The organism is Cardiobacterium hominis (assembly GCF_900637305.1).
GTDB lineage: Bacteria > Pseudomonadota > Gammaproteobacteria > Cardiobacteriales > Cardiobacteriaceae > Cardiobacterium > Cardiobacterium hominis.
In genome coordinates this window covers 2,465,809-2,490,116 of the sequence record NZ_LR134365.1, presented here as the reverse complement: position 1 = coordinate 2,490,116, position 24,308 = coordinate 2,465,809, and the positions used below count along the sequence as shown (strand labels likewise).

The following is a 24,308-nucleotide window of genomic DNA, read 5'->3' as shown; positions in this document are numbered from 1 at the left end:
CGCTGAAATGCAAACATGCCCTAGGGGCTGTTTACAATTCAGCGAACTAGCCCCTCTCCCTGTGGGAGAGGGGTTGGGGTGAGGGCAGCAAACGATTGAAAAATCGAAATTTCATCTCGTAAGCGGCATTGTCCACCCCCTCCCCATCCCTCCCCCGCTGCGGGCTTCGCCCTGCAGGGGAGGGAGATTTGAATTGTAAACAGCCCCTAAGGGGCTGTTGATAATTCGACGAACGAGCCCCTCTCCCTCTGGGAGAGGGGTTGGGGTGAGGGCAGCAATCAATTGAAAAACAGGAATTTTGGTTCATCAATGATTGTTCACCCCCTCCCCGGGTTCCCTTGAAAAAGCGCTCACCTTTTTCAAGAAACGCTACAACCCTGCGCCCCGCGCATTTTTTAACCCATTTAATTTCTGTTTTTGCAGAAATTCCTAAACCAACAAAAGGAGGTGAACATGCCCGCCCGTGAAAATCTGCCCCGTTATTTACCGCGCTCGCTCGGCGTGCTGTGGCTGTGGAGCGGGCTGCAACCCGCGCTGGTCGCACCGGGTGAATCGCTGCAACTGCTCGCGCAAATCGGCGTACCGCCGGCGCTGCAACAGCCGCTTTTTTACGCCGCATCCGCCTGGGATGTCGTCCTCGGGATGTGCTGCTTTACCCCGTTTGCCCGCAGCCACGCCTTATGGGGATTGCAAGCGGTGACCGTCGCCGCCTACACCCTCATCGTCGCCTGGTGCCTGCCGCAGGCGTGGCTGCACCCGTTCGCGCCGCTCATCAAAAATCTGCCGATTCTGGCGCTCATCTGCTATCTTGCGAGGAGAAACCCATGAATACCTATTTGCTCGTCAAGACTTTACACATCATTTCCGCCACGCTGCTGGTTGGCACCGGCTTCGGCACGGCGTTTTATATGTTTTGGGTGAACCGCAGCGGTTCGGTTGCGGCGCAGTCGGTTGTCGCCCGCTGGGTGGTGCGCGCCGACTGGTGGTTCACCACGCCGACGGTGATTTTTCAGGTCGCCTCCGGCACGTGGATGATTTGGCAGGCGGGCTGGCCGTGGTCGGCGAAGTGGATTTGGATGACGCTCGCCCTCTACGCCTTCGCCGGTGTCTGCTGGCTGCCGGTGGTGTGGCTGCAACTGCAAATGGCGAAAATCGCCGCTGACGCCCACGCCGCCGGGGCGGAAACCATGCCAGCGCGTTACGGGAAACTGGCGCGGCGCTGGGAGCTGCTCGGCTATCCCGCCTTCTGCGCCACGGTGGTTATTTATTTCTTGATGGTTTTCAAACCGATGTGAGGACAATATGCAACACACCCTCTTCTACGACGCGGACTGCCCGCTCTGCCAACGCGCAATGGCACGGGCGCGCGCGGCTAACCGCAGCGGCAGTCTCGCCCTGCTACCGGTACAAGGAAACGAAGCCCGATTGGCAGCGCATGGCATCAGCCATGACGCTGCGCTCACGCTCATCCATGCCATTTGCGCCGACGGCACTATCCTGCGCGGCATGCCCGCCCTGCGCCTCATGTACCGCGAATGCGAAGGCCACCGCCTGCACCGCATCTGGAACTGGCCGCTGCTGCGCCCGCTCGCCGATTGGGGTTATCCCCTGCTCGCGCGTCATCGCTACCGATTCTCGCGCTGGTTTCTGCCGCACGCTACTTGTGACAGCGGCACGTGTTATCGCCCAACACGGCGTAAACCATGAACATCCTGCTCCTCGGCGGCAGCGGCTTTATCGGCCGCCATCTTGCTGCCCGCTTGCGCGCCTGCGGGCATCAAGTGCAAACGCCCACGCATAAGGAACTCGACCTGCGCGCCCTGGATGAGCGCGCGGCGCGTGCCTGTCTGCGCGGGCAGGACGCGGTGGTGAACGCCGTTGGCATCATGAGCCGCGACGCGGATAGACTCGAAACCGTGCACCATCACGCCCCGGCAACGCTCGCCGCTTGGGCGCGTGAGGCGGGCGTCGCCCGCTGGCTGCAAGTTTCCGCGCTCGGCGCCGATGCCTGGCATCCGGTCGCCTTTCTCGGCAGCAAGGGACGCGGCGACGAGGCGGTGCGCGCGCAACTCACCACCGACATCGTCCGCCCCTCGGTGGTGTACGGGCGCGGTGGCAAAAGCTGCGAGCTGTTTATCCATCTCGCCCGTCTGCCGCTCTTCGCCTTGCCGGAGGGCGGGCGGCAGATGTTGCAACCGGTGCATGTTTACGATGTCGCTGACGGCGTTGCCGCGCTGCTCGCGGCATCATCGCGCAATGCCACCCTCAACATGAGCGGCGGCCGCGCGCTGTCGCTCGCCGCTTATCTGAACACCCTGCGCGCGACGCTGCACGGTAAAACAGCGGCGCGCGTGTTGCCGTTGCCGTTGCCGCTGCTTGCACCGTTTTTGCCGCTCACCAATTATTTGAGCGACGGCATGGTGAGCGCTGCCACCTTGCGCCTGCTGGCGGATGGCTCTTGCGCCGATAACCGCGATTTCACCGCCTTGCTCGGCCGTGCGCCGCTGGCACCGGAGCAGTTTGCCGCGGCAGATGTGGCGGGGTTTTAGCGCACGACACCAATACGCTGAAACATGAAATAAAAAAACCACCCTAAGGCGGTTGGGCGAGCGAGGGCAGGGAGGTCAGTGGCCGCGTCCGCTTAGGGTTTTTTGCATGTGGTGGTAGCGGTGCCCGCTCAGTTCGCGCGTGCCGACGGTTTTGTAGCCGAGGCGGGTGTAGAGGCGGTGTGCGTTGGGGTTTGCCTCATCGACGTTCAGGCCAATGCGGGTTTTGTCGCGGGCAAGCGCCACTTCGGGCAGGGTGCGCAACAGCGCTTTGCCGACGCCGCGACCGCGCTGCTCTGGGGCAACAGCAATGGTGTCCAGATACCATTCGTCCGGGAAGGCTTCGGGGTCGGTAAAGAGGCGCTGCGCCGGGTCAAGGCGGTGCTGTTGCAGGACGGCGGCGAAGGGGGCATCGACTTGCGCTTCGTCTTCCGCAGGGTAGCCGAAGGCGGCGCCGACGATGCGGCCGTCGAGGATTTTTACGATGCCGCGCGCGTAGCCGTAGCGGTAGTCCGGGTGGGCGATAGCGCTGGCGAGCAGGGTGCGTGTGGTTTCCAGGCCGTGGCGGGCGAGGAAGGGCAGTTCCATCGCCTTCAGCACGGGTAGCAGGATGGGGGCGATGGCGGCGGCGTCTTCGGCGCGGGCGGGGCGGATGTGCATGGTTATTGGGGTTTGCGCTGGGCTTCTTGTGCGTCGCGCAGTTTTTGCGGGGTGACGTCCACGCCTTCGCTATCGACGATGCGGGTGGCAAGCAGGTGGTTATCGACCTGGCCGCGGATGGCGGCAAGGTATTCGCGTCGCAGTTGGTCGCGTTCGGCGGTTTCTTCTGCGGTGAGGGCGCGGGTTTTGGCGATGTGCGCCAGTTCGTTGATGCGGTTCAGGACGGGAATGGTCATGTGGGTCTCCTTGGTTTGGGTGAGACGGATATGGTGTCCGCGCGCGGGGTTTCAAGGCTGGCGCAGATGGCGGCACCAGTAGAGCGTGGCGGCGATGACGCCAACCGGCATGGCGACGAGGTTGAGGACGGGGACGGTGGTCAGCAGGCTGATGGCGCCGCCACAGGCGAGGGTGTCGGCGCGGTTTTGCCGCAGGCGGGCGCGCTGGGCGCGGAAAGGGACGGCGTTATTGGCCATCGGGTAGTCCAGGTATTGCAGCGCGGCGCACCAGGCGGTGTAGAGAAACCACAGCACGGGCGCGAGCGGCGGCAGGATGAGCGCGAGGATGAGGGTGGGCAGGGCGAGCGCGAGGAAGTAGAGCAGTTTGTGCAGTTCTTGTATGAGGCTCATGAGGATGTCGCGCCACAACGGGGTGGCAGGCGGCGACGGGTCGCCGCGTTCGGCTTTTTCGACGGCGGCAGCGAGCAGGCTGTTAAACGGTGCGGCGATGAGGTTCGCCATCAGGCTGAAGCTGTAGTAGGTGAGGATGAGCAGGGCGACGGCAAGGAGCGGGTAGAGCAGCCAGTGCAGCCAGGCAAGCCAGCCGGGCAGGAGGCTTTCAACCAGCGCGTCGCTGTAGTGAAAGGCGGCGTAACTGCCCGCGGCGAACAGGGTGATGTTCACCGCAAGCGGTAGCAGGATGAAGCGGCGGATGCCGGGGCGGATGAGCCAGGCAAAGGCTTCGGCGAGGCAGGCGAGGGTGTTCATGGGGAACGGTTTGTTTTTATCCCCAACACCGTGGCGGTGCTGGGGATAGGCGATGGCGCGTTATTTGCATTTGTTGAGATTAAATTGTACGGCGCGTTTTTGTTTTTCGAAGGATTCGCGCAATATGGGGGAAACGCCTTCGTCATTGTCCACGATTTTAACGGCAGGTTGTAATGTGGCGCGGCATTGGGCGTTGTCCCCCGCATGGTAATAGCTGATGGCCAAATCGTTGCGCTGCCCCAATTCATCCAGCCAATGCACAAAGGTTTTGCATTGTTGCAGGTAAGTTTCTTTGATTTTTATGGCTTCGCTATAGCGTTTGGCGCGATAGGCTGCCTGGAATTTTGCTTCCATTTGTTCGGTTCCCTTGTCGCTGCATTGTGCGGGTTCGGGGCGGTAGGTTCCTTCAAATCCGGCATTTAATCCGCAATATTCACGGCATTTCATAGATGCGCTATCCGGCACGCTCACTTTGATATTGCCGTTTTCTAAAAACGAGAAGTCTATGGTGCAGCCTTCGCCATCTTCCCAGCGGTTGTTTTTCAGGTCGCCTTCTATATCGCAGATGTTGCCCTGATCGTTGGTACTGTTCAGGTGAAATTTCTTGTCTTTCAATCCCAGCCATTGGTTTGGTTCGGCGCGGTAATTGTCAAAATCCTGCGCGTGAGCGGCGGGTAAGGTTATTGCCAACAAGGCGGCCAGTTTCAATGATGTTTTCATGGTGTGTTTCCTATTGTGATATCAGGTTATTCGATACTGCGGTCAAACACGCTGTCGCGCACCGTCACCGTTACCGGTGTGTTTACTGGAATGTGCGAACGCTCGCTGGTGCGGCTGGTGCAGAGCTTGTAGCTGTTGCCGTCGGGCAGGCGCAGCGTCCATTTGTGGGTAAATGAGACGGGCAGTTAGGAACCGCCCCTGTCTGGTAATTTACGCCGCAGCCCTGGTTTTTTCCAGCGCGGTTTTGAACAGCGCCATCAGCGTTTCCAGCTCGGCGGTGCGCGGGTAGTTCGGGCGGGTGATGACGGCCAGGCGGCGGTGCGGCGCGGCGACGTCCAGCGCGACGGTGCGGATGTGCGGCTGATTTTGCAGCGAGGGCAGCGCCATCTCCGGCACCAGCGTCACCCCCATGTCGTTCACCGCCATTTGCACCAGGGTGTTCAGGCTCGCCTCGCGGAAGCTGTCCGGGCTGATGTCGTCGCGGAATTTGCAGACTTCCATGATGTGGTCTTTCAGGCAGTGGCCTTCGCTTAAAAGCAGCAGCGTGCCTTGCCGCAGTTGTTTGGCGGTGATTTTATCCTGCTTGCTCAAGGGGTTGTTTTCGTGGGCGACGACGTAGAAGCGTTCCTGCCCGAATTCAAAGGCGTTCAACCCCGGCGTGTCGTAGGGCAGGGCGATGACGGCGGCATCGAGCATGCCGTTATGCACCGCAGAGACCAGGCGCTCGCTCACGTCTTCGCGGATGTTCAGCTCGAAATCGGGGTATTCGTGGCGGATGACCGGCAGCGCCTGTGGCAAGAGATAGGGCGCGATGGTCGGGATGAAGCCGACCGCCATCGGGAAGTGCAGGGTTTCCTGTCCGGCGTGGGCGTGTTCGACCAGTTGCTGCGCGTCAAGGTAGATTTGTTGCGCGCGGCGCAGCAGCTCCTCACCGATGGGGGTGATGACGACTTGTTTGTTGTTGCGCTCGAAGACAATGACGCCGAGGTTTTTTTCCATTTCGGCGATGCCAAGCGAGAGGGCGGATTGCGAGATGTTGCACTCCTCGGCGGCGCGCTTGAAATGTTTGTGGCGGGCGACGGCGAGGGCAAACTGGATTTGGCGCAGGGTAATCATCTGTTATTCACCTAAATTGAATGAAAATCCATTATACATTAAAAAAACCAAAGCTGAACATTACAGGCTGCAAGGCTTTTCAAGGCGTTGGCGCTGACTATAATACGCGCCGCAGTCGCTCCGGCGGCTTCCTTTATTCGTAATCATCAGGAGCAAACATGCCCATCATCAACCGCAGTATCCCCGAATTTTCCGTACAGGCTTTCCACAACGGCGAATTCAAAACCATCACGCATGAAGACGTCAAAGGCAAGTGGTCCATCTTCCTTTTCTACCCGGCGGACTTCACCTTCGTCTGCCCGACCGAGCTGGAAGACATGGCCAAACACTACGACGAACTGCAAACGCTGGGCGTGGAAGTCTATGCCGTCTCCTGCGACACCCACTTCACCCACAAGGCCTGGCACGACCACAGCCCGGCGATCAGCAGCATCAAATACCCGATGCTCGGCGACCCGACCGGCGTGCTGGCGCGTGGCTTTGACGTCATGATTGAAGAAGAAGGCCTTGCCTACCGTGGCACCTTCCTCGCCAACCCGGAAGGCAAAATCAAAGTCGCGGAAATCCACGACAACGGCATCGGCCGCAGCGCCAAAGACATGCTGCGCAAGGTCAAAGCCGCACAATACGTCGCCCAGCACGACGGCGAAGTTTGCCCCGCCGCTTGGGAAGCCGGACAGGAAACGCTGAAACCGAGCCTCGACCTCGTCGGCAAAATCTAAATCCGGTACAGGCGCACCGCCACCGCATAAAGCAAAACAGCAGCGCCTGCGGGCGCTGTTTTTGTAGCCGCAACCCTACACAAGGAACCCTCATGCAACTCGACCAAGCCATGCTGGACACCGTCCGCCAATACTTCGCCGCCCTTAGCCGCGACATCACCCTCGTCCTCGCCGCAGGCAACCACGCTAAGCGCGACGAACTGAAAACCTTCCTCGCGCAAATCGTCGCCACCTCGCCGCGTCTCTCGCTCATCGAGCAAGCAGACGCCGCGCTCACCTCGCCGGTCAGCTTCAAACTGCTCGCCGACGGCACGGATACCGGCATTATCTTCAGCGGTATCCCCGGCGGCCACGAATTCAGCTCGCTCATTCTCGCCATCCTGCAAGCGGGCGGCAGCGCGCTCAAGCTCGATGAGAGCATCCAGACCCTCATCCGCGCCGTGCGTCAGCCGCTCGCCTTCAGCACTTACATCTCGCTCTCCTGCCACAACTGCCCGGACGTGGTGCAAACGCTGAACCAGTTTGCCCTGCTGAACCCCGCTATAAGCAGCGAAATGATTGACGGCGGTCTCTTTCAGGAACAAATAGAAGCGAAAAACATCCAGGGCGTACCGGCGGTCTATCTCAACGGCGAAGCCTTCGCCAACGGCAAAATCGACACCGCCCGCCTCGTCGAAAAACTCTTGGAACGCTACCCTGACCTTGCCAGCGCCGCCGCACCCGCCAAAAGCCTGCCGCTGCAAGACGTGGTCGTCATCGGCGGCGGCCCCGCCGGCTCATCAGCGGCCATCTACGCGGCGCGCAAAGGGCTGAAAGTCACCCTCGTTGCCGACCGCATCGGCGGTCAGGTGAAAGACACGATGGACATCGAAAACCTCATCTCCGTGCCGAAAACCACCGGCCCGGAACTGGCGGGCAAACTGCACACCCACCTTGCCGCCTACCCGATTACCCTCCGCGAAAACCTGCGCGTGCAAAGCGTGGAAAAAGGCGGAGCGACGCACAAAGTGCTGCTCAACACCGGCGAGACGATTGAGACCCGCACGCTCATCGTCGCCAGCGGTGCCAAATGGCGCGAGCTTGGCATCCCCGGCGAAAAAGAAAACATCGGCAACGGCGTCGCCTTCTGCCCGCACTGCGACGGCCCGTTCTTCAAGGACAAAGACATCGCGGTCATCGGCGGCGGTAACAGCGGCGTTGAAGCGGCGCTGGATCTCGCCGGCATCGTCAAAAGCGTTACCGTGCTGGAATTCATGCCGGAGCTGAAAGCGGACAAAGTGCTGGTTGAGCAACTGGGCAAACGTGACAACATCCACGTCATCACCAACGCCGCCGCGCAGGCGATTGACACAGAAAACGGCAAAGTGAGCCGCCTGCGCTATACCGACCGCACGACCGACACCGCGCAAACACTGGCGCTGCAAGGCATTTTCGTACAAATCGGCCTGGTGCCGAACAGCGACTTTTTGGGCGACGTGGTGGAGCGCACCCGCTTCGGCGAAATCGTCATCAACGCCAAGGGCGAGACCAGCACGCCGGGCATCTTCGCCGCCGGTGATGTGACGACCGTGCCGTACAAACAAATCATCGTGGCGATGGGCGAGGGGGCCAAAGCGGCGCTCTCCGCCTTCGACTATTTGATTCGCCAGCAATAATCACGCAGAAAAAGCCGGAGCAATCCGGCTTTTTTGTGTATGCGCGTTGGGGAGGGTGTGTAAAAACCGCGTAGCGGCAGCCTTATTCAAAATAAGGTGTTTTTGAAATGCATGTTGTCATGCGGATTTTGTTTGTCCCTGCCCTCACCCCAACCCCTCTCCCACCGGGAGAGGGGCTTGTTTATTGAATGGCAAACACGCCTAGGGTGTGTTTGCAATTTGAATTTCCCTCCCCTGCGAAGCGGGGGAGGGGTAGGGAGGGGGTGTAAAAACCGCGTAGCGACCGCATTCAAAACGAAATGCAAACAGCCCCTAGACGTCGCGGTTACTGCGCGCCTCGATGACGCCGCCGCCGAGGCAGCGCTCGCCGTCGTAGAGGACGAGGTACTGGCCAGGGGTGATGGCGCGCTGCGGTTCGTCGAATTGCACGGTGATTTCGTCTTCGCCCTGCCAGGTGATGCGGCAGGGCTGGTCGGGCTGGCGGTAGCGGGTTTTCGCCTGATAGACGCGCCCGGCTTCCGGCGCTTCGTTCAGCCAGGCGAGTTGGCGCGCGGTGAGGGTGTCGTGGTAGAGCAGCGGATGCTCGCCCTGGCCGACGATGAGGGTGTTGTCCGCCGGGTTTTTGTCGAGGACGTACCACGGTTCTTCACTCGCCCCGGCGATGCCGCCGATGCCCAGCCCCTGCCGCTGGCCGATGGTGTAGTACATCAGGCCGATGTGTTCGCCAACCCATACGCCCTGCGGGGTTATCATTTTGCCGGGCTTGTTTTCGAAGTAGTTGGCGAGGAAGTCGCGGAAGGGGCGCTCGCCGATGAAGCAGATGCCGGTGGAGTCTTTTTTGTCGTAGGTAACCAGTCCGGCCTGTTCGGCGATGCGGCGCACGTCGCTTTTTGCCATGCCGCCCAGCGGGAACAGCGCTTTGTCGAGCTGCGCCGGGGTGATTTGGCTCAAAAAGTAGCTTTGGTCTTTGCTGCCGTCCACGCCTTTGTAGAGGGCGGGCGCGCCGTGGTGCGTGCCGCGCCGCGCGTAGTGGCCGGTGGCAAGGTAGTCCGCGCCGAGTTCTGCGGCGTAGTGCGCCATTTCGGCGAATTTGATTTCGCGGTTGCAGAGGATGTCCGGGTTGGGGGTGCGTCCGGCGCCGTATTCGGCGAGGAAGTGGCGGAAGACGCGCTCGTGGTATTCGGCGACAAAGTTCACGGTGTGCAGCGGGATGCCGAGGGTTTCGCAAACATCGCGCGCGTCTTCGACGTCTTCTTCGGCGCTGCAATAGCCGCTGCTGTAGGTTTCTTCCCAGTTTTTCATGAAGATGCCGAAGACGTCGTAACCGGCATCGCGCAGGAGGAGGGCGGCGACGGAGGAATCAACGCCGCCGGAGATGCCGACGGCGATTTTGGCGCCTTGCGGCGGGGTGTATGGGGTCATGGGGTTCTGTAGTTCTGTGGTTTCAAAGCTGTCCGCGTTTCAGGGCGCGCAGCAGGTAGCGGGCGGGGGCGAGGCGCTCCAGTTGTGGCTGCGGCAGCGGGATGGGGGTGTCGTTGATGATGGCGGCAAGGATGTCGGCGTTCAGCCATGCCTGGGTGCAGCCTTTGCTGCCGAGGCCTTGGTGCATGTAGTGGCGCGGGTGGTGGGCGATGTCGCGCGCGATGTGAATGCCCGCGTCGCGGCGCAGGTCGGCGTATTTTTCGGCGACGTCGCGGGCGTCCGGGATGGCGCCGAGCAGCGGCATGTAGTCGCGGCTGGCGCCGCGGATGCCGATGTAGTGGCTGTGCAGGCGGGGGTTGGCGTCGGGATGGCGGGCGTAGATGGCTTGTCGGTTGGCGTCGTCGTCTGCTGCGCGCGGCACGAGGTCGCTGTCGTTCGGGTTGAAGCTGGCGCCGCTGTAGAGGCGGTTGCCGTCCGGGATGAGGGTGCGCGCGCCGCAGTGGACGGCGTCGGGGACGGTGTCGCTGTCAAACAGGCTGCCCTGACCGCGCAGCGGACGGATGGCGTCATGCAGTGCCGGTTCGGGCAGGAGCGCGGTTTGCCAGCCGCAGCAGTGGATGATGGCGGCGTGGCTGTCCAGTTCGCGCAGGTTGGTGAGGGTCGCCTGGCGCTGTTCGATGTCGGGGTGGTCGGCAAGGGCGGCGAGCAGCGCGGGCAGGTGGATGACACCGCCGCGCGGGTAGTGGAGGGTGTTGGCATCGCCGCGCAGTTCGGCGTCGCTTAGGAGGGCGGCGTCGAGGATGGCTTGTTGGCGGCGGCGTTCGCCGTCGTCGGTGGCATGGCTGTAGACGCCGCAGGGGTCGTAGAGGGCGCGCGGGTATTGGTGCAGGGCGCGCATGGCGTGGTGCCAGGCGGCGATTTGGTAGGGTCGGTTCGGGGTGGCGTCGCTGTCCGGGTTGAGGTAGGGCACGGCGACGGGGACGGCGCTGGCGGCGGGGTGGGCGTCGCTGTGATAGAGCACGACGTGGCGGCCGCTTTCTGCCAGCGCGCGGGCGGTGGTGCTGCCGGCGATGCCGGCGCCGATGATGGCGATGCTGCCGGTTGTCGCGGCGGGGGCGTTTGTCCAGTGTGGCTGCGGCGCGGGCGGGGCGACGAGGGTGGCGGTGAGCATGTCGCGTTTTGTGCCGTAGCCGGGGATTTTTTCGAGGTGAAATCCGGCCTGGCTGAGGGCATCGCGCACGCTGCGCGCGGCGCTGAAGGTGGCGGCGGTCGCGCCGGGGGCGCTGTGGCGGGCGAGCTCGGCAAGGAGTTCGGGCGTCCAGCATTCGGGGTTTTTTGCCGGGGCAAAGCCGTCGAGGTACCAGGCGTCCACGCGCGCGCGCAGTAGCGGCAGGGTGGCGCGGATGTCGCCCTGGATGAGGTGCAGGTGGATGCGCGGGTGCGCTTTGATAAGGTGGTGGCCGGGGTGGTTATGCGGGTTTTGTGCGAGAACGGCGGCGCGGATGTCCGGCTGCGGCCAGTCGCGCTGGAGGGTGGCGAGGGTGTCGGCGGCGATGGGGTGCAGCTCAAAGCTGATGTAGTGCAGGCGCGCCTCCGGCGGGGCTTCGCGCAGGAAGGTGTCGGCGGTGCGGATGAAGTTGAGGCCGGTGCCGTAGCCGATTTCGCCGATGGTGAGGTGGCGGGCGCGCGCGATGCGCTCGTGCAGGCGGTTGCCGTTAATGAAAACGTGCTCGCTTTCGGCAAAGCCCGCGCCGGGGTTGTAATAGATGTCTTGGTAGTGGTCGCTGCGCGGTTGGCCGTTGGCGTCAAGGGTGAGGCGGGCGGGTTGGAGGAGCATGGGGCGGGTTTTATGTATGAGAACGCGGGGCGGTTATGCTGCAACGTTCATGTGGTTTTGTTGTGGTGCGCCAAGGCGCACCTATGGTGAGCGTGTTGTTGGGCGATGCGCTGCGGATATTCAGGCAATCATCTGCCGGATGTGTTGTGCCTGGTGATTGAGGTAATGGGTCAGCGTCTGCGGGTCGTCAATGGCGCTGATGGAAACGGGTAGCGGGCGCGCTTCCGGCTGTTGTGCAAAGGCGGCGGCAAAGAGGTTTTCCTGGCCACATAGCAGTGCTTCGTCGGCGTCGCTGAAGGCATGCTGCAGGCAGCGCAGCGGGCGGGCGGTGTATTGGTCGCTGATTTGGCTTTGGTATTCGCTGCCGTGGATGACGCGCGCGCGGGTTTCGTCGTCCAGGCCGTTTTCGGCGCAGGCGAGGAAGGGGCGGTCCAGCATGACGGCCTGCGCGCCGCTGATGATGGCGGCGACGATGTCGGCGGCGCCGGTGAGGTCGCCCCAGACGATGAGCGGCTTGTTGCTGTAGGCGCGCACTTGTTGCAGGAGCGAGAGTGCGGTTTGTTCGACGTGCGGCAGGTCATTGCTAAAGGCCGAGCGTTCGCCGCCCGCTTCCATGCCTTGCAGCACGAGGGCATCCACGCCGAAGTCGTCCGCGCTCAGCGCTTCAAGCAGGTTGCCGACGATGGCGAAGGTGAAGATGCCCTGTTCGCGGATGAGGGAGAGGGTTTCGCGGTCGGGCAGGCCTTGCGCGAAGCCGATGGCGCGCGGGCGGGCAGCGATGGCGGTATCGAGCAGGTCAAGGAAGTGGTCGCCGCGTTGTAGGGTGAGCGGCTCGGTATTGAGGCGGGTTTGCAGCAGTTCGGCGGCGAAGGTATCGGGTTTATCGCCCTGCGGTTGTTGCGGTAGGCAGTGCGCGAAGCAAAAGGACGGCGCGGCATGGTGTTTGCGGTAGGCGTCGATTTTGGCGGTGAGGCTGTCGCGCGTGTCGTGCGCGGCGATGCGGATGATGCCATGCGCGCCTTGGGCGCTGATGCGGCCGGACATGTCGGCGCTGATGAGGTCAAAGGGCAGTGGTGCCTGCCAGAAGGGGTATTGGCAGCCGAGTTGTTCGCTCAGGGCATTGGTGACGAGGTACATGCGTGATTCCCTTTTGTGTGTATCTTGCCGGAATTATAGCGGATTCGTCGTGATGTGGCCGGTCGCGGGCAAAAAAAATGCCGGGTCTTGCGACCCGGCAAACAACCACCAAAGGAGGATATAGAGGAGATAACATCAATGATGTCGGGGCGGATTATAGGGAGCAGGGCAGGGCGTGTCAAGCGGATGTGTGTTTGTTTTATTTTGTCGTTGTTATTGGTTGTTTTTGCATCGTTTTTTTATAAAGTTTTTTGGAATTTCGGCACTTTTACCGACGTTTTTTTGTGGCTTTTTTCGTTTTTTTGAAGTTTTCGTTGGGTTATCGGGTATGAATTTTGTGTGTTGTTGTGGTTTTTTGTGTTTTTGGCGGAATGGATGAGGGGTTTGTGGTTTTTTGCGACGGTTTGTTTTTAGAGGGTTGTCTTTTAATTGTTTGATTTTGCGTTGTTATTATGGGGTGCGTCAAAAATTGGGGATGGGCGAAGGAAGACGGGTGTGTGGTTTTTTGAGGTAATGGGCTGCGCGACGGTGTGCGGTGTTGTGGTTTTGTGTGGTTTGTGCGGCGTGCGGTGGCTGTAGCGGTAGTCTTAAGCCTGTTCTTGTTCTGCCTGTTGCAGCGCCTCTGCCGCTTCCGTCCACGCCGCTTCTGCCGCGTCCAGTGCTTTTTGTGCTTCGCTTTGTGCGGCGAGGATTTCTTTTAACCGTGCCTTGTTGTCCGCTTCGTACAGCGCCGGGTCGGCAAGCGCGGTTTTGTGTTTTTCCAGCGCGGCTTCCAGTTTGGCGATGGTTTTTTCCTGGGCTTCCACCGCCTGTTTGAGCGGGCGCAGGCGCTGCCGCTGTTCGGCTTCGCGCCGTTTTTGTTCCTGGCGGTTGTCGGCGCTGTTGGCGGGCGGATGGGTCGTTGTTGTGGCTTGACGGCTGGCGCTCAGGTAGCGGTGGTAGTCTTCGAGGTCGCCGTCAAAGGGCTGGAGTTTGCCGTCGGCAACCAGGCGGAATTCGTCGCAGGCGGCGCGCAGCAGGCTGCGGTCGTGCGAGATGATGAGCATGGCGCCGTCGTAGTTTTGCAGCGCCAGCGTCAAGGCGTCGCGCATGGCGAGGTCGAGGTGGTTGGTGGGTTCGTCCAAGAGCAGCAGGTTCGGGCGCTGGGCGATGATGAGGGCGAGTGCCAGGCGGGCTTTTTCGCCGCCGGAGTATTGGCCGACGGGGGCGGTGACTTTGTCGCCGTGGAAGCCGTAACCGCCGAGGCGGTTGCGCTGTTGTTGTTCGCTTTCTTGCGGCAGGACGTGCTGCATGTGCCAGAGGGCGTCGTGTTCGGCGCGCAGGGCGTCCAGCTGGTGCTGGGTGAAGTAGCCGATGCGCGTGTTTTTGTGCGCTTCGATGCTGCCCGCGAGCGGCGCGAGTTCGCCGGCGAGCGCTTTCATCAGGGTACTTTTGCCCGCGCCGTTGCGGCCGAGGATGCCGATGCGTGCGTCGGCGGCGATGCGCAGGGTGAGTTCTTGCACGATGGTTTTGTCGCCGTAGCCGAGGCGGGCTTTTTGGGCGATGAGCGTCGGGTTGGGGTGGTTTTCCGCGGGCAGGAAGGCGAGGCGGTAGTCGGCTTCGGGCGGTGGCGGTGGCGCGGCGTCGAGTTTTTCCAGCGCTTTCAGGCGGCTTTGTGCCTGGCGTGCCTTGGTCGCCTTGGCGCGAAAGCGGTCGATGTAGTTTTGTAGGTGGGCACGCTGGCGCTCTTGTTTTTGGTATTGCGCGCCCGCTTGCAGGCGCTGTTCGTAGCTCTGCCGTTCGTAGTCGCTGTAGTTGCCGCTGTAGCTTTGCAGTTGGCGGTTTTCGATGTGCAGGATGCGGGTGCAGAGGGCGTCCAGGAATTCGCGGTCGTGCGCGATGATGATTTGTGTCGCCGGGTGGGTTTTGAGGTAGTCCTGCAGCCAGATGATGGCGTCGAGGTCGAGGTGGTTGGTGGGTTCGTCCAGGAGCAGCAGTTCGGCCGGGGCGATGAGGGCGCGCGCGAGGTTGAGCCGCATCCGCCAGCCGCCGGAGTAGCTGGCAACGGCGCGGTGCTGTTCGCTGGGCGGGAAGCCGAGGCCGTCCAGCAGTTCGGCGGCACGTGCGGGCTGGGCGTAGCCGTCGCAGGCGGAGAATTGTTCGTGCGCTTTGGCGATGGCGTGGCCGTCGCCGCTTTGTTCGGCTGCGACGATGGCAGCCAGTGCGGCCTGGTAGGGCGCGTGTCCGGCGAGGACGTAGTCAAGCGCGCTGTCCGGCAAAGACGGGGTTTCCTGGGCGACGCTGGCGATGCGCCAGTCGGGCGGCAGGCGGTAGTCGCCGCTGTCGGCGTCGATTTCGTGGCGCAGCAGGGCGAGCAGGGTTGATTTGCCGCTGCCGTTGCGTCCGGTGAGGCCGACGCGCTGCCCGGGGTGGATGCGGGCGTCGGCGTTTTCGATGAGGTTGATGCCGTTGCGGGAGAGGGTGATGTGCTGGAGTTCGAGCATGGGGTGTTTGTATGGGGCGAGCGGGTTATGTCTGTGCTTGTGCCAGGGCAATCCAAAGGCTGGCGCCGGTGGCAAGGATGTCGTCGTTGAAGTCGTAGTTTGGGCTGTGCAGTACGGCGGCAGGGTGCGGTTTGCCGTTGCCCAGCCAGATGTAGGCGCCGGGGCGTTCTTGCAGCATGATGGCGAAGTCTTCGGCGGCCATGCTCGGTGGCGGGTTGAGCTGGACGCGCTCGGCGCCGATGAGTGTTTGGGCGATGCGGTAGATGTGGCGTGCGGCTTCGGGGTGGTTGCGGGTCGGCGGGTAGCGGCGCTGGTAGTGGATTTCGGCGCGGCCGCCGAGGGCGGCAGCAATGCCGCTGGCGGTGCTGCGGATGTTGGTTTCGAGCAGGTCGCGGATTTCCGGGCGGAAGGCGCGGGTGCCGCCGGAGAGGCGTACTGTGCCGGGGAGGATGTTGTACGTGTCGCCGCCGTGGATTTGGGTGACGCTGACGACGGCGCGTTCGGCGCTGTCGAGGTTGCGGCTGACGATGTGTTGTAGGGCGCTGATGGTTTGTGCGGCGATGGCGATGCTGTCGATACCCAGGTGTGGCATGGCGCCGTGGCAGCCTTGGCCGTGGATGTCGATGTCAAAGAGGTCGAAGGAGGCCATGACTTCGTGTTCGTGGACGGCGATGTGTCCGGCGGGCAGTTCCGGCCAGTTGTGCAGGGCATAGACGCTATCCACCGGGAAGCGGGTGAACAGGCCTTCGTCGCACATGCGTTTGCCGCCGGCGACGTTTTCTTCGGCGGGCTGGAAGATGAATACGACGCTTCCGGCGAAGTCGCGCGTGGCGCTTAGGTATTCGGCGGCGCCGAGCAGCATGGCGGTGTGGCCGTCGTGGCCGCAGGCGTGCATTTTGCCTGCGGTTTGTGAGCGGTGCGCGAAGGTGTTGGTTTCGTGGATGTCGAGGGCGTCCATGTCGGCGCGCAGGCCGAGGGTTTTGCCGGGGCGGTTGCCGTGCAGTACGCCGACGACGCCGGTTTGCGCGAGGCCGGTGTGGATTTCGTCCAGCCCGAAGTCGTGCAGCAGGGCGGCGATTTTGGCAGCGGTGCGGGTTTCTTCGTAGGCGGTTTCGGGGTGGCGGTGCAGGTCATGCCGCCAGTCGCGCATGTGTTGGTCGATGGGGGTGTGAGGGGTGATGGCGGGCATGGGCGCTCCGGGTTATGCGGCGATGCGCCACGGCCAGGTTTCGCCCGCGAGGAAGGGGACGAGTTCGCTGTCGCCGTAGGGCAGGCTGGTCGGGAAGGTTTGCGCGCGGCGTTCGAGGGTGATTTCGCCGCTGTTGTAGGGCAGGCCGTAGTAGTTGGCGCCGTGTCTTGCGGCGAAGGCGGCGAGTTTGTCCAGCGCGCCCGCCTGCTCGAAGGCGGCGGCGTAGAACGGCAGGGTGGCGTGGCCGGTGTAGCAGCCCGCGCAGCCGCAGGCGTTTTCTTTGGCGTGGCGCGGATGCGGTGCGCTGTCTGTGCCCATGAAGTAACGCGGGTCGCCGCTGGCGACGGCGGCAAGCAGCGCGCGGCGGTCGGCTTCGGTTTTGAGGATGGGCAGGCAGTAGTAGTGCGGTTTGAGACCGCCGACAAGCAGCGCATTGCGGTTATAGAGCAGGTGGTGCGCGGTGATGGTGGCGGCGAGGTTGTCGCCTTGGCTTTGGATGTAGGCGACGGCGTGCGCGGTGGTGATGTGTTCGAGGACGATGCGCAGGCGCGGGAAGCGGCGGCGTAACGGTTCCAGAGTGGTGTCGATGAAGGTGGCTTCGCGGTCGAAGATGTCCACGCCGTCGGTCGTGACTTCGCCGTGGATGAGGAGCAGCAGTCCCGCCTGTTGCATCGCTTCCAGTATCGGGTCGAGTTTTTGCGGGTCGGCGACGCCCTGGGCGGAGTTGGTGGTCGCGCCTTTGGGATACCATTTGATGGCGACGACGCCCGCCGTTTTCGCCGCCAGCACGGTTTCCGGGGTGAGGCTGTCGCTGAGATAGAGGCTCATCAGCGGGGTGAAGGTTTTGTCCGCCGGGATGTGGGCGAGAATGCGCTCGCGGTAGGCGGTGACGGCGTCCAGGGTATCCACGGCGGGGGTGAGGTTGGGCATGATGAGCGCGCGTGCGCATTGGGCGGCGGCGTCGGGGACGGTGCGGGTCAGGGCGGCGCCGTCGCGCAGGTGGATGTGCAGGTCGTCCGGGGTGGGGAGGGTGAGGGTTTGCATGGGGCGTTCCTGATTTGTGCTTGGGGTTCGTGGCGCGAAGGGGTTTTATTCGTTGTCGTGCTGGCGGTTGAGCCAGTGGCGGCGGCGGGTGCGCGCGGCGCTTGGCGCGTCCGGGTCGCGGCTGATGTTGCAGCTGTCTGCCGGGGCGGGGCGGAGGGTGAAGGCGATGGCTTCCAGGATGTTGTCGCGGAAGATGTGCAGCAGCGCGGCGTTGCCGGGCGCGGCGTGGTGCAGGTGGCGTTCGAGTTGGTCGTCTGTCGCGCGGTAGCCGTTGACGGCGATGATGTCGTCGTCCATGGCGATGCCTGCCAGCGCTGCTGGGCTGTTTTCGTCAATGCGGCTGACGAGGTAGCGCCCGCCCTGCTGTTTCCAGCGGATGCCGGGGCTGCTTTGGTGGCGGCGGTGTTCGGGGGCGTCGCTGCGCAGTTCGCCGGGGCTTGCCGCCGTTTGCATGTGGATGGTGAGGCCGAGGTAGGCCGCGACTTCTTCCAGCGGCAGTGCTTCGGTGCTGTGGTTCAGGCGGTGCAGGAAGCCGCGCAGCGCCGGTTCGAGGTCTTCGGGCAGGAGGTCGGCTGTGAGGCGGAGGAAGCGTTCTTCGTCCAGGCCGGCGCCGTGTTGGTGGTAGTCGTGCCAGAGGCGGTGCATGAGCATTTGCAGGCTGACGCCGTCGTCGCTGTGCGCGCGCAGCCAGGCGTCCAGGCTCCAGGCGGCGAGTGAGCCCTGGATGTAGTAGCTGGTGCTGCTGTTCGCGGTGTCTTCGCCGCCGTTGTAGAGTTTGGTCCAGGCTTCATAGCTGGACTGGGCGAGGGTTTGGTGTTCGCGGCCGGGGGTTTGGCGGTAGCGGGCGATGTCTTCGGCGAGGAGGTTGAGGTAGGTCTGCACGTCGATGACGCCGCTTCTGACGAGGAGGAGGTTGTCGAAGTAGGCGGTGTAGCCTTCAAACAGCCACAGCATTTCGGTGGGCTGTTCTTGTTGGAGTTCGTAGTGCTGGTATTCGCGCGGCCGCATGGCTTTCACGTTCCAGGTGTGGAAGTATTCGTGCGAGAAGAGGCCGAGGAGCTGGATGTAGCGCTGGTTGTTGCTGTTGTCCGGTTTGGGCAGGCTGTTGCGCGAGGCCATGAGCAGGGTGGAGCGGCAGTGTTCGAGGCCGCCGTAGATGTTGTCGCCCAGATGGAGGAGGAAGGTGTAGCGCGGCATGGCGGGCAGGCCGCCAAAGAGGAGGACGGCTTCGCGGCAGACGGTCTGGACATCGCGGCGCAGGCGTTCGTGGTCGTAGTCCCAGGTCTTGCCGCTGAGGACGATGTCGTGCGGCACGCCGCCGGCGGTAAACGGCAGGACGGTGAGTTCGGCGGCGAACATCAGCGGGGTGTCGATGAGGTGGTCGTAGTTGTCGAACCAGTAGGCGCCGTCGGCGCCGGTCTGCGCGCCCATGATTTGCCAGCCGGCGCGGTGGCCTTCGAGCGCCAATACTAAACGGTGCGGCAGGTGTTCGCTGCCTTCGATGGCAAGGCAGCTGGCGCAGGGGTTCAGGAAACCGCGTTCGTGGTCGAGGTAATTGCCGCGCACGGAGATGTCGCGCGCGTAGATGTGGTAAGTCAGGCGCAGTTCGTGGCAGCCGTTGGGTACGCGCAGCCGCCAGCGCGAGGGGTTGTCAAAGCTGAACGGTATGGCGTTGCCGTCGGCGTCCGTGATGGCAAGGCGCGAGAGGAAGCGGGCGAAGTCGCGGCGCATATAACTGCCGGGTATCCATATCGGCATATAGAAGACCACTTCGCTGCCGGGAGCAACCGGAACGCGCTGTTGCACGCTGAAACGGTGCCCGCCGGGCGCGGGGCTGACGTGGTAAGAAATGGCAGAAGCTGACATAATGACCTCGATGCGGATGATTACCGCTATTTTATCATCCGCGCCCCCGTCGCTCTTGAAAAAAGGCGCGCCGCCGCCATCTCTGCGCCTGTAACCAAAGACCCTGCCATGAGCCCGCAACACGATTTCGACCCCGATACCGAGACACTTACCGCCGACCCCGAACTGGGCGAGCCGCGCCAGTACGAAGTCGTCCTCTTGAACGACGACTACACCACGATGGACTTCGTCGTGGATGTGCTGATGCGCTACTTCAACAAAAACTTCGCCGAAGCCGAAGACATCATGTACCAAGTACACGAACAGGGCAGCGGCGTCTGCGGCATCTACCCCTTTGACATCGCCGAAAGCAAAGTCAACCAAGTCATCGAACACGCACGCGCCAACAACTACCCGTTGCTCTGCGTGCTACGACCGCACTAAACCGAGGAAACCCCATGCTCTCCACCGCCCTGGAAAAAGCCATTGACCGCGCCTACCACAGCGCCCAAAGCGCCAACCACGAATTCCTGACCCTCGAACACCTGCTGCTCTCGCTCCTGGACGAGCGCAGCGTTACCGACGCCCTGCACAGCTTCGGCGCCAACCTCGCCCAGCTACGCGAACAACTCAACCGCTACCTGAGCGAACACTGCCCGCAATTCCCCGCCGAACACAGCGGCCGTGTCACCCAGCCGACCACCGCCTTCCAGCGCATGATCCAGCGCGCCGTGCTGCACGCGCGCAACGCCGGCAAAAAAGAAGTGAGCTGCCTGAACGCGCTCGTTGCCATCGTCAGCGAACGCGACAGCTACGCCGCCTACTTCCTGCGCCAACAAGAAATCCAGCGGCTTGACCTCGTCAACTACATCTCGCACGGTACCGCACAGACCGCCAAAGAAAGCGAAGGCACGCGCGAAGACGACGAAGAAAACCGCGAAGCCCCGCGCCGCTCCGCCCTCAAAGAATACGCGGTGAACCTCAACCAGCGCGCCAGCGAAGGCCGCATTGACCCGCTCATCGGCAGGAGCGCCGAAATCGAGCGCACCATCCAGACCCTCTGCCGCCGCCGCAAAAACAACCCCATCCTCGTCGGCGAAGCAGGCGTTGGCAAAACCGCCATCGCCGAAGGCCTTGCCAAAGCCATCGTCGAAGGCAAAGTCCCCGCCATCCTCGAAAAAGCCACCATCTACAGCCTCGACATCGGCTCACTGCTCGCCGGTACCAAATACCGCGGCGACTTCGAAAACCGCATCAAGGCGCTGCTCAAAGAACTGCGCGCCATCCCCGATGCCATCCTCTTCATTGACGAAATCCACACCATCATCGGCGCGGGTGCGGCGAGCAGCAGCAGCATGGACGCCTCCAACCTCATCAAACCGGCGCTGGCCAACGGCGAACTGCGCTGCATCGGCGCCACCACCGACAAAGAATACCGGCAAATCTTCGAAAAAGACCATGCGCTGGCCCGCCGCTTCCAAAAAGTGGACATTGCCGAGCCCGCCATTGACGACGCCATTGCCATCCTGCAAGGCCTCATCCCGCGCTACGAAGCCTACCACCACATCCGCTACAGCGCCGAAGCCGTCGAAGCCGCCGTGCGCCTCTCCGACCGCTACATCAACGACCGCCGCTTGCCGGACAAAGCCATCGATCTCATCGACGAAGCCGGGGCGCGCCTGCACCTCCTCCCCGAAACCGAACGCAGCGACACCATCGACGCCCTCATGATCGAAAAACTCGTCGCCAGCGTCGCCCGCATCCCCGAAAAAAGCGTCAACCAGGACGACCGCAACCAACTCAAAACCCTGGAGCGCGACCTCAAAACCGTCGTCTTCGGCCAGAATGAAGCCATCGAACACCTCGCCAGCGCCATCAAACTCAGCCGCGCCGGCCTCAGAGACGCCGAAAAACCCATCGGCAGCTTCCTCTTCACCGGCCCGACCGGCGTCGGCAAAACCGAAGTCTGCCGCCAACTCGCGCACGTACTCGGCATCAAACTGCTGCGCTACGACATGAGCGAATACATGGAATCACACACCATCAGCCGCCTCATCGGCGCGCCGCCCGGCTACGTCGGCCACGAACAAGGCGGACTGCTCACCGAACAAATCCAGAAAAACCCGCACGCCGTACTGCTCCTCGACGAAATCGAAAAAGCGCACCCGGACATCATGAACCTGCTGCTGCAAATCATGGACCACGGCCAGGTCACCGACAGCAACGGCCGCGAAATCAACTGCCGCAACCTCATCATCATCCTCACCAGCAACGTCGGCGCCTTTGAAATGGAAAAAAACCGCATCGGCTTCGCCGCGGTCAACACCAAAGAAACCAGCGACGCGCAGGCGGACGCGGCCATCAAACGCCACTTCACCCCCGAATTCAGAAACCGCCTGGATGCCATCATCCGCTTCGCCCCGCTCGGCGCGGACGCCATCCGCCACGTCATCGACAAATACATCATCGAACTCGAACAACAACTCGAAGACAAACACATCAGCATCAGCCTCGATGACGCCGCCAAAGCCTGGCTCGGCCAACACGGCTACGACCCGAAAATGGGTGCGCGGCCGATGGCGCGGCTCATCCAGAAACACATCAAACAGCCGCTCGCCGAACAAATGCTCTTCGGCGAACTGGCAGAACACGGCGGCCACGTACAAATCACCATCCGCGACGACGCACCGGCGCTCGACATCAGCGCCAACAGCGACGCCCCGCAAGCACTGCCGGAAATCTGACGCCGTCCGTTGCCCAGAAAAGAAACCCCGCTACGGCGGGGTTTTAATTGATGCAATGGCATTACTCGCAATATGTGTCGCCAAACAAACAGGCGGCAGGAGAAAAGCCATCTTTAGGTGTTTTACCTTTGACTTTCGTAACAATCCACACACCATTTTTGTCCGGTTCAATAACCGCTTTGACTGTTTTATCATCCAGTTTAAGCGTAAGATCGCGGGCACTGCCAAACCAGCCATCTCCGCTAATTTCAATATCTATGTGACCACGGCTGTCGCAAATCAGTTTGCGGATGTTCATTTCTCTTTCACGACCACCCAAATAACCATCCAGGAACAGGCGGATATTGGCATTGGCAATTTCTCGCGCTTTGCCTGCGGCATTCACCGCCGCATCGCATTGTGCTTCTTCTACCGCCACATTATGTTCACCGATACGGCTAGCGCAAAGTTTCATCGCGTTTTTGATGATATCGGGCGCATCATAAGCTACGGGGCAAATAGATTTGTCGATGGTTTCATTGCGGTTGGCGACGATGGCTTTTTCTGCCGTGACCAATATCAAATCGGCAATGCGTTGTCGCGGGGCATTCAATTTTGCTTCAGCGGCCGCAACTGCATCTTCCGGGGCATCGTAAACCCGCCGCAATACCAGCCAGTCTGCTGCTTCAGCGGCATTAAGTGTATCCGCGCTTTCTGCACGGGCGACCGCTTTATCCAATGTGGTTTGCGCAATGCGGGCAGGTGCTATTTCGGTGCAATTTTGATAGAGCTGGTTTAATGCACGGAAGTCGTTATGATTAGGCAAGACGTCATTACACAGAGTATAGGAGCGGTCATAGTCTTTTTCTTGTAGTTTCTTGTCAATAAGTCCGGGCAATGCTTCACTGAGGGCTTCGATTATGCGCCCGCGTTTTTGTTCAAGCAATCCGGCGCTGAAGATATCAATGTCTTCATTTTTGAGCTTTTGTAATTCCAATATTTCTGGTTTGAGACTCAAGCCATTCGTTTCGACAAAAGTTTCGTAAGTATCCGGTTTGGCAAGCAATGCCTGAATTTCATTGCTTACTGCGCGATAGCGTTCGCTGGCTGCGTTGATTTTCGGGAAATTTTCGACCAGCCAGTTTGCTGAATTGGTGTGTTCGCATTTACGCAGAGTATCAATGACTGGCTGGGTGAAATCCCGATCCCAGAACGGGAAGGGGACGCCTACGATAAATGTTGCAGCCTGTTCACCATAAAGCCCGTCATTGTATTTGGTGCGGGCACAGATTTCGTCATCGCTGTAGCGCGCCAATTGTGGATTTGCTCCACTCATGGCAAGTCGGTATGCCATAGTGGTTTGGTCACGATAGACTTGTTCGCGCCAGCTGTAATCGAATTTGGCAATGCTGCCATTCGGCCCCATATCTGTACCGAAAAGGGGTTTGACTTTATTGATGTAGGCTGTGCCGTCGCCATCTATGGGTAGGGTGAATGCTGCTTTGGCGCGATCTTCCAATGCACGTTTCCAGTAGTCTTGTTCTGCCGTTTTGATTTGTTCGCTGTAGGCAGTGCGATCCAGATCGGGGAGCATGTCGCGCGGTGGTAATGCAAATTCGGCCGTATTAACGGCGTTCATGCCTTTGTCATCTGTACTCACTTCTTTGAGCAGTTTGAGGTAATGGTCATATTCTGTTAACGGTTTCTCTTTGGGTGTTAACGTAAAAGTGGTGCAGTCTTCGTCTGCTTTATCTTTATCGCGCATCCAGGTCGCCTGTTTACCTTTAATGGCAAGGTCATCGCTATAAGGAATTTCCAGATAACCACCTTTTTCTGTCCATTTTTCTGCTTTGCCCTGGAGGAAAGACGGGCTGCTCATGGTGCGGTTGTAATACCATATATTGGCTTGGGTGGGTGAGCCGTATTCGATGGCCATATTGAGATAGGATGGATTTCGGCATTGATAATGGCCACCGAAATAGTGCATTTCAGCATGGGCAGCAGTGGCGCTTAGTGCGGCGACGATGATAGCAGTGCGTAATGTCATGAGATGTCCTTATGTTGTGGTGTAATCGGGAAAACTATAGCAAATTTTGTTTATAGCAATCCACGCAAAGCCTCGTATGGTGTTGCTCTACCTCGCCATACAACCGCGTACTGTCTTCGATGGCGCGCCTTGTACAGAGTACGGAACTTTGCGTGTATCGCTTAGGGTGTGGGCAAGGA

Annotated in this window: 21 protein-coding genes; 8 read left to right on the top strand and 13 right to left on the bottom strand. The window is 61.2% G+C overall.

What is annotated here, in order from left to right; all coding sequences use genetic code 11:
• Positions 1-453: 453 nt before the first annotated feature.
• From EL199_RS11960 to EL199_RS11945, 4 genes are read left to right on the top strand one after another with little or no spacing between them, the layout of a single operon-like run.
• Positions 454-828: a DoxX-like family protein gene (locus EL199_RS11960; protein WP_040356072.1), complete on the top strand. Its 375-nt coding sequence runs from the start codon at positions 454-456 to the stop codon at positions 826-828.
• Entirely contained in the window at positions 825-1,295 is a 471-nt protein-coding gene (locus tag EL199_RS11955) for a DUF2269 family protein (protein WP_004143024.1), read from the top strand. The genes EL199_RS11960 and EL199_RS11955 overlap by 4 nt, the downstream gene beginning before the upstream one ends.
• A gap of 7 nt (positions 1,296-1,302) precedes the next feature.
• Complete coding sequence (locus tag EL199_RS11950) at positions 1,303-1,707, top strand: thiol-disulfide oxidoreductase DCC family protein (protein WP_004143025.1); 405 nt, start codon at positions 1,303-1,305, stop codon at positions 1,705-1,707.
• A complete protein-coding gene (locus EL199_RS11945) occupies positions 1,704-2,549 on the top strand; it encodes an NAD-dependent epimerase/dehydratase family protein (RefSeq protein ID WP_004143026.1) in 846 nt (281 codons plus the stop codon). The genes EL199_RS11950 and EL199_RS11945 overlap by 4 nt, the downstream gene beginning before the upstream one ends.
• A 75-nt stretch (positions 2,550-2,624) precedes the next feature.
• Here EL199_RS11945 and EL199_RS11940 read toward each other — a convergent pair whose 3' ends face one another.
• From EL199_RS11940 to EL199_RS11920, 5 genes are all read right to left on the bottom strand, one after another.
• Positions 2,625-3,206, bottom strand: coding sequence for a GNAT family N-acetyltransferase (locus tag EL199_RS11940; RefSeq protein WP_004143027.1), 582 nt, complete (start codon positions 3,204-3,206; stop codon positions 2,625-2,627).
• 2 nt (positions 3,207-3,208) lie between these two features.
• Positions 3,209-3,442 (bottom strand): DUF896 domain-containing protein, encoded by a 234-nt coding sequence (locus EL199_RS11935; protein WP_004143028.1) that lies wholly within the window; start codon positions 3,440-3,442, stop codon positions 3,209-3,211.
• Positions 3,443-3,493: 51 nt separating this feature from the next.
• Entirely contained in the window at positions 3,494-4,189 is a 696-nt protein-coding gene (gene cysZ, locus EL199_RS11930; protein ID WP_004143029.1) for a sulfate transporter CysZ, read from the bottom strand.
• Positions 4,190-4,249: 60 nt separating this feature from the next.
• Positions 4,250-4,909: a hypothetical protein gene (locus EL199_RS11925; RefSeq protein WP_004143035.1), complete on the bottom strand. Its 660-nt coding sequence runs from the start codon at positions 4,907-4,909 to the stop codon at positions 4,250-4,252.
• A gap of 210 nt (positions 4,910-5,119) precedes the next feature.
• A complete protein-coding gene (locus EL199_RS11920) occupies positions 5,120-6,025 on the bottom strand; it encodes a hydrogen peroxide-inducible genes activator (RefSeq protein WP_004143036.1) in 906 nt (301 codons plus the stop codon).
• Between the two features lie 158 nt (positions 6,026-6,183).
• Here EL199_RS11920 and ahpC point away from each other — a divergent pair, with 158 nt between their 5' ends.
• Together ahpC and ahpF are read left to right on the top strand one after the other, a co-directional pair.
• The gene (ahpC, locus tag EL199_RS11915; RefSeq protein WP_004143040.1) at positions 6,184-6,747 is read left to right on the top strand and encodes an alkyl hydroperoxide reductase subunit C; all 564 of its coding nucleotides are present in this window, start codon (positions 6,184-6,186) and stop codon (positions 6,745-6,747) included.
• A 92-nt stretch (positions 6,748-6,839) separates the two neighbouring features.
• Positions 6,840-8,402 (top strand): alkyl hydroperoxide reductase subunit F, encoded by a 1,563-nt coding sequence (ahpF, locus tag EL199_RS11910; RefSeq protein WP_004143042.1) that lies wholly within the window; start codon positions 6,840-6,842, stop codon positions 8,400-8,402.
• Between the two features lie 312 nt (positions 8,403-8,714).
• On the opposite strand, the gene mnmA is transcribed toward ahpF, so the two are convergent.
• The 7 genes from mnmA to EL199_RS11875 form a co-directional block, all read right to left on the bottom strand.
• Positions 8,715-9,824 carry a tRNA 2-thiouridine(34) synthase MnmA gene (gene mnmA / locus EL199_RS11905; protein ID WP_004143043.1) on the bottom strand — a complete coding sequence of 370 codons (1,110 nt, stop codon included), beginning with the start codon at positions 9,822-9,824 and terminating at the stop codon, positions 8,715-8,717.
• 22 nt (positions 9,825-9,846) lie between these two features.
• Positions 9,847-11,661: an FAD-dependent 5-carboxymethylaminomethyl-2-thiouridine(34) oxidoreductase MnmC gene (mnmC, locus tag EL199_RS11900; protein WP_126316095.1), complete on the bottom strand. Its 1,815-nt coding sequence runs from the start codon at positions 11,659-11,661 to the stop codon at positions 9,847-9,849.
• Between the two features lie 120 nt (positions 11,662-11,781).
• Positions 11,782-12,798: a nitronate monooxygenase gene (locus tag EL199_RS11895; protein ID WP_004143045.1), complete on the bottom strand. Its 1,017-nt coding sequence runs from the start codon at positions 12,796-12,798 to the stop codon at positions 11,782-11,784.
• 587 nt (positions 12,799-13,385) lie between these two features.
• The gene (locus EL199_RS11890) at positions 13,386-15,281 is read right to left on the bottom strand and encodes an ATP-binding cassette domain-containing protein (RefSeq protein WP_004143050.1); all 1,896 of its coding nucleotides are present in this window, start codon (positions 15,279-15,281) and stop codon (positions 13,386-13,388) included.
• A gap of 25 nt (positions 15,282-15,306) precedes the next feature.
• Entirely contained in the window at positions 15,307-16,470 is a 1,164-nt protein-coding gene (locus EL199_RS11885; protein ID WP_004143056.1) for a M20 aminoacylase family protein, read from the bottom strand.
• A 12-nt stretch (positions 16,471-16,482) separates the two neighbouring features.
• The gene (gene pyrC, locus EL199_RS11880; RefSeq protein WP_004143058.1) at positions 16,483-17,514 is read right to left on the bottom strand and encodes a dihydroorotase; all 1,032 of its coding nucleotides are present in this window, start codon (positions 17,512-17,514) and stop codon (positions 16,483-16,485) included.
• Positions 17,515-17,559: 45 nt separating this feature from the next.
• A complete protein-coding gene (locus EL199_RS11875) occupies positions 17,560-19,380 on the bottom strand; it encodes a M61 family metallopeptidase (protein WP_126316094.1) in 1,821 nt (606 codons plus the stop codon).
• A 108-nt stretch (positions 19,381-19,488) separates the two neighbouring features.
• Between EL199_RS11875 and clpS the strand changes: the two genes are divergently transcribed.
• Together clpS and clpA are read left to right on the top strand one after the other, a co-directional pair.
• On the top strand, positions 19,489-19,803 hold the full coding sequence (gene clpS, locus EL199_RS11870; RefSeq protein ID WP_004143062.1) for an ATP-dependent Clp protease adapter ClpS: 315 nt from the start codon (positions 19,489-19,491) through the stop codon (positions 19,801-19,803).
• Positions 19,804-19,817: 14 nt separating this feature from the next.
• Complete coding sequence (gene clpA, locus EL199_RS11865; RefSeq protein WP_004143064.1) at positions 19,818-22,103, top strand: ATP-dependent Clp protease ATP-binding subunit ClpA; 2,286 nt, start codon at positions 19,818-19,820, stop codon at positions 22,101-22,103.
• Positions 22,104-22,164: 61 nt separating this feature from the next.
• On the opposite strand, the gene EL199_RS11860 is transcribed toward clpA, so the two are convergent.
• Entirely contained in the window at positions 22,165-24,129 is a 1,965-nt protein-coding gene (locus EL199_RS11860) for a hypothetical protein (protein ID WP_126316093.1), read from the bottom strand.
• Positions 24,130-24,308: the final 179 nt, after the last annotated feature.

What these genes read in the sequence shown, in the direction of transcription:
- EL199_RS11895 (WP_004143045.1), bottom strand. Translation starts at nt 12,798, where the DNA reads ATGTACCTCGTCACCAATGCCCTGAGCGAACAACTCGGCTGCCAATAC.
- EL199_RS11885 (WP_004143056.1), bottom strand. Translation starts at nt 16,470, where the DNA reads ATGCCCGCCATCACCCCTCACACCCCCATCGACCAACACATGCGCGAC.
- clpS (WP_004143062.1), top strand. Translation starts at nt 19,489, where the DNA reads ATGAGCCCGCAACACGATTTCGACCCCGATACCGAGACACTTACCGCC.
- EL199_RS11860 (WP_126316093.1), bottom strand. Translation starts at nt 24,129, where the DNA reads ATGACATTACGCACTGCTATCATCGTCGCCGCACTAAGCGCCACTGCT.
- EL199_RS11950 (WP_004143025.1), top strand. Translation starts at nt 1,303, where the DNA reads ATGCAACACACCCTCTTCTACGACGCGGACTGCCCGCTCTGCCAACGC.
- EL199_RS11875 (WP_126316094.1), bottom strand. Translation starts at nt 19,380, where the DNA reads ATGTCAGCTTCTGCCATTTCTTACCACGTCAGCCCCGCGCCCGGCGGG.
- pyrC (WP_004143058.1), bottom strand. Translation starts at nt 17,514, where the DNA reads ATGCAAACCCTCACCCTCCCCACCCCGGACGACCTGCACATCCACCTG.
- mnmC (WP_126316095.1), bottom strand. Translation starts at nt 11,661, where the DNA reads ATGCTCCTCCAACCCGCCCGCCTCACCCTTGACGCCAACGGCCAACCG.
- EL199_RS11945 (WP_004143026.1), top strand. Translation starts at nt 1,704, where the DNA reads ATGAACATCCTGCTCCTCGGCGGCAGCGGCTTTATCGGCCGCCATCTT.
- EL199_RS11935 (WP_004143028.1), bottom strand. Translation starts at nt 3,442, where the DNA reads ATGACCATTCCCGTCCTGAACCGCATCAACGAACTGGCGCACATCGCC.
- ahpF (WP_004143042.1), top strand. Translation starts at nt 6,840, where the DNA reads ATGCAACTCGACCAAGCCATGCTGGACACCGTCCGCCAATACTTCGCC.
- clpA (WP_004143064.1), top strand. Translation starts at nt 19,818, where the DNA reads ATGCTCTCCACCGCCCTGGAAAAAGCCATTGACCGCGCCTACCACAGC.
- mnmA (WP_004143043.1), bottom strand. Translation starts at nt 9,824, where the DNA reads ATGACCCCATACACCCCGCCGCAAGGCGCCAAAATCGCCGTCGGCATC.
- EL199_RS11960 (WP_040356072.1), top strand. Translation starts at nt 454, where the DNA reads ATGCCCGCCCGTGAAAATCTGCCCCGTTATTTACCGCGCTCGCTCGGC.
- EL199_RS11925 (WP_004143035.1), bottom strand. Translation starts at nt 4,909, where the DNA reads ATGAAAACATCATTGAAACTGGCCGCCTTGTTGGCAATAACCTTACCC.
- ahpC (WP_004143040.1), top strand. Translation starts at nt 6,184, where the DNA reads ATGCCCATCATCAACCGCAGTATCCCCGAATTTTCCGTACAGGCTTTC.
- EL199_RS11940 (WP_004143027.1), bottom strand. Translation starts at nt 3,206, where the DNA reads ATGCACATCCGCCCCGCCCGCGCCGAAGACGCCGCCGCCATCGCCCCC.
- EL199_RS11955 (WP_004143024.1), top strand. Translation starts at nt 825, where the DNA reads ATGAATACCTATTTGCTCGTCAAGACTTTACACATCATTTCCGCCACG.
- cysZ (WP_004143029.1), bottom strand. Translation starts at nt 4,189, where the DNA reads ATGAACACCCTCGCCTGCCTCGCCGAAGCCTTTGCCTGGCTCATCCGC.
- EL199_RS11890 (WP_004143050.1), bottom strand. Translation starts at nt 15,281, where the DNA reads ATGCTCGAACTCCAGCACATCACCCTCTCCCGCAACGGCATCAACCTC.
- EL199_RS11920 (WP_004143036.1), bottom strand. Translation starts at nt 6,025, where the DNA reads ATGATTACCCTGCGCCAAATCCAGTTTGCCCTCGCCGTCGCCCGCCAC.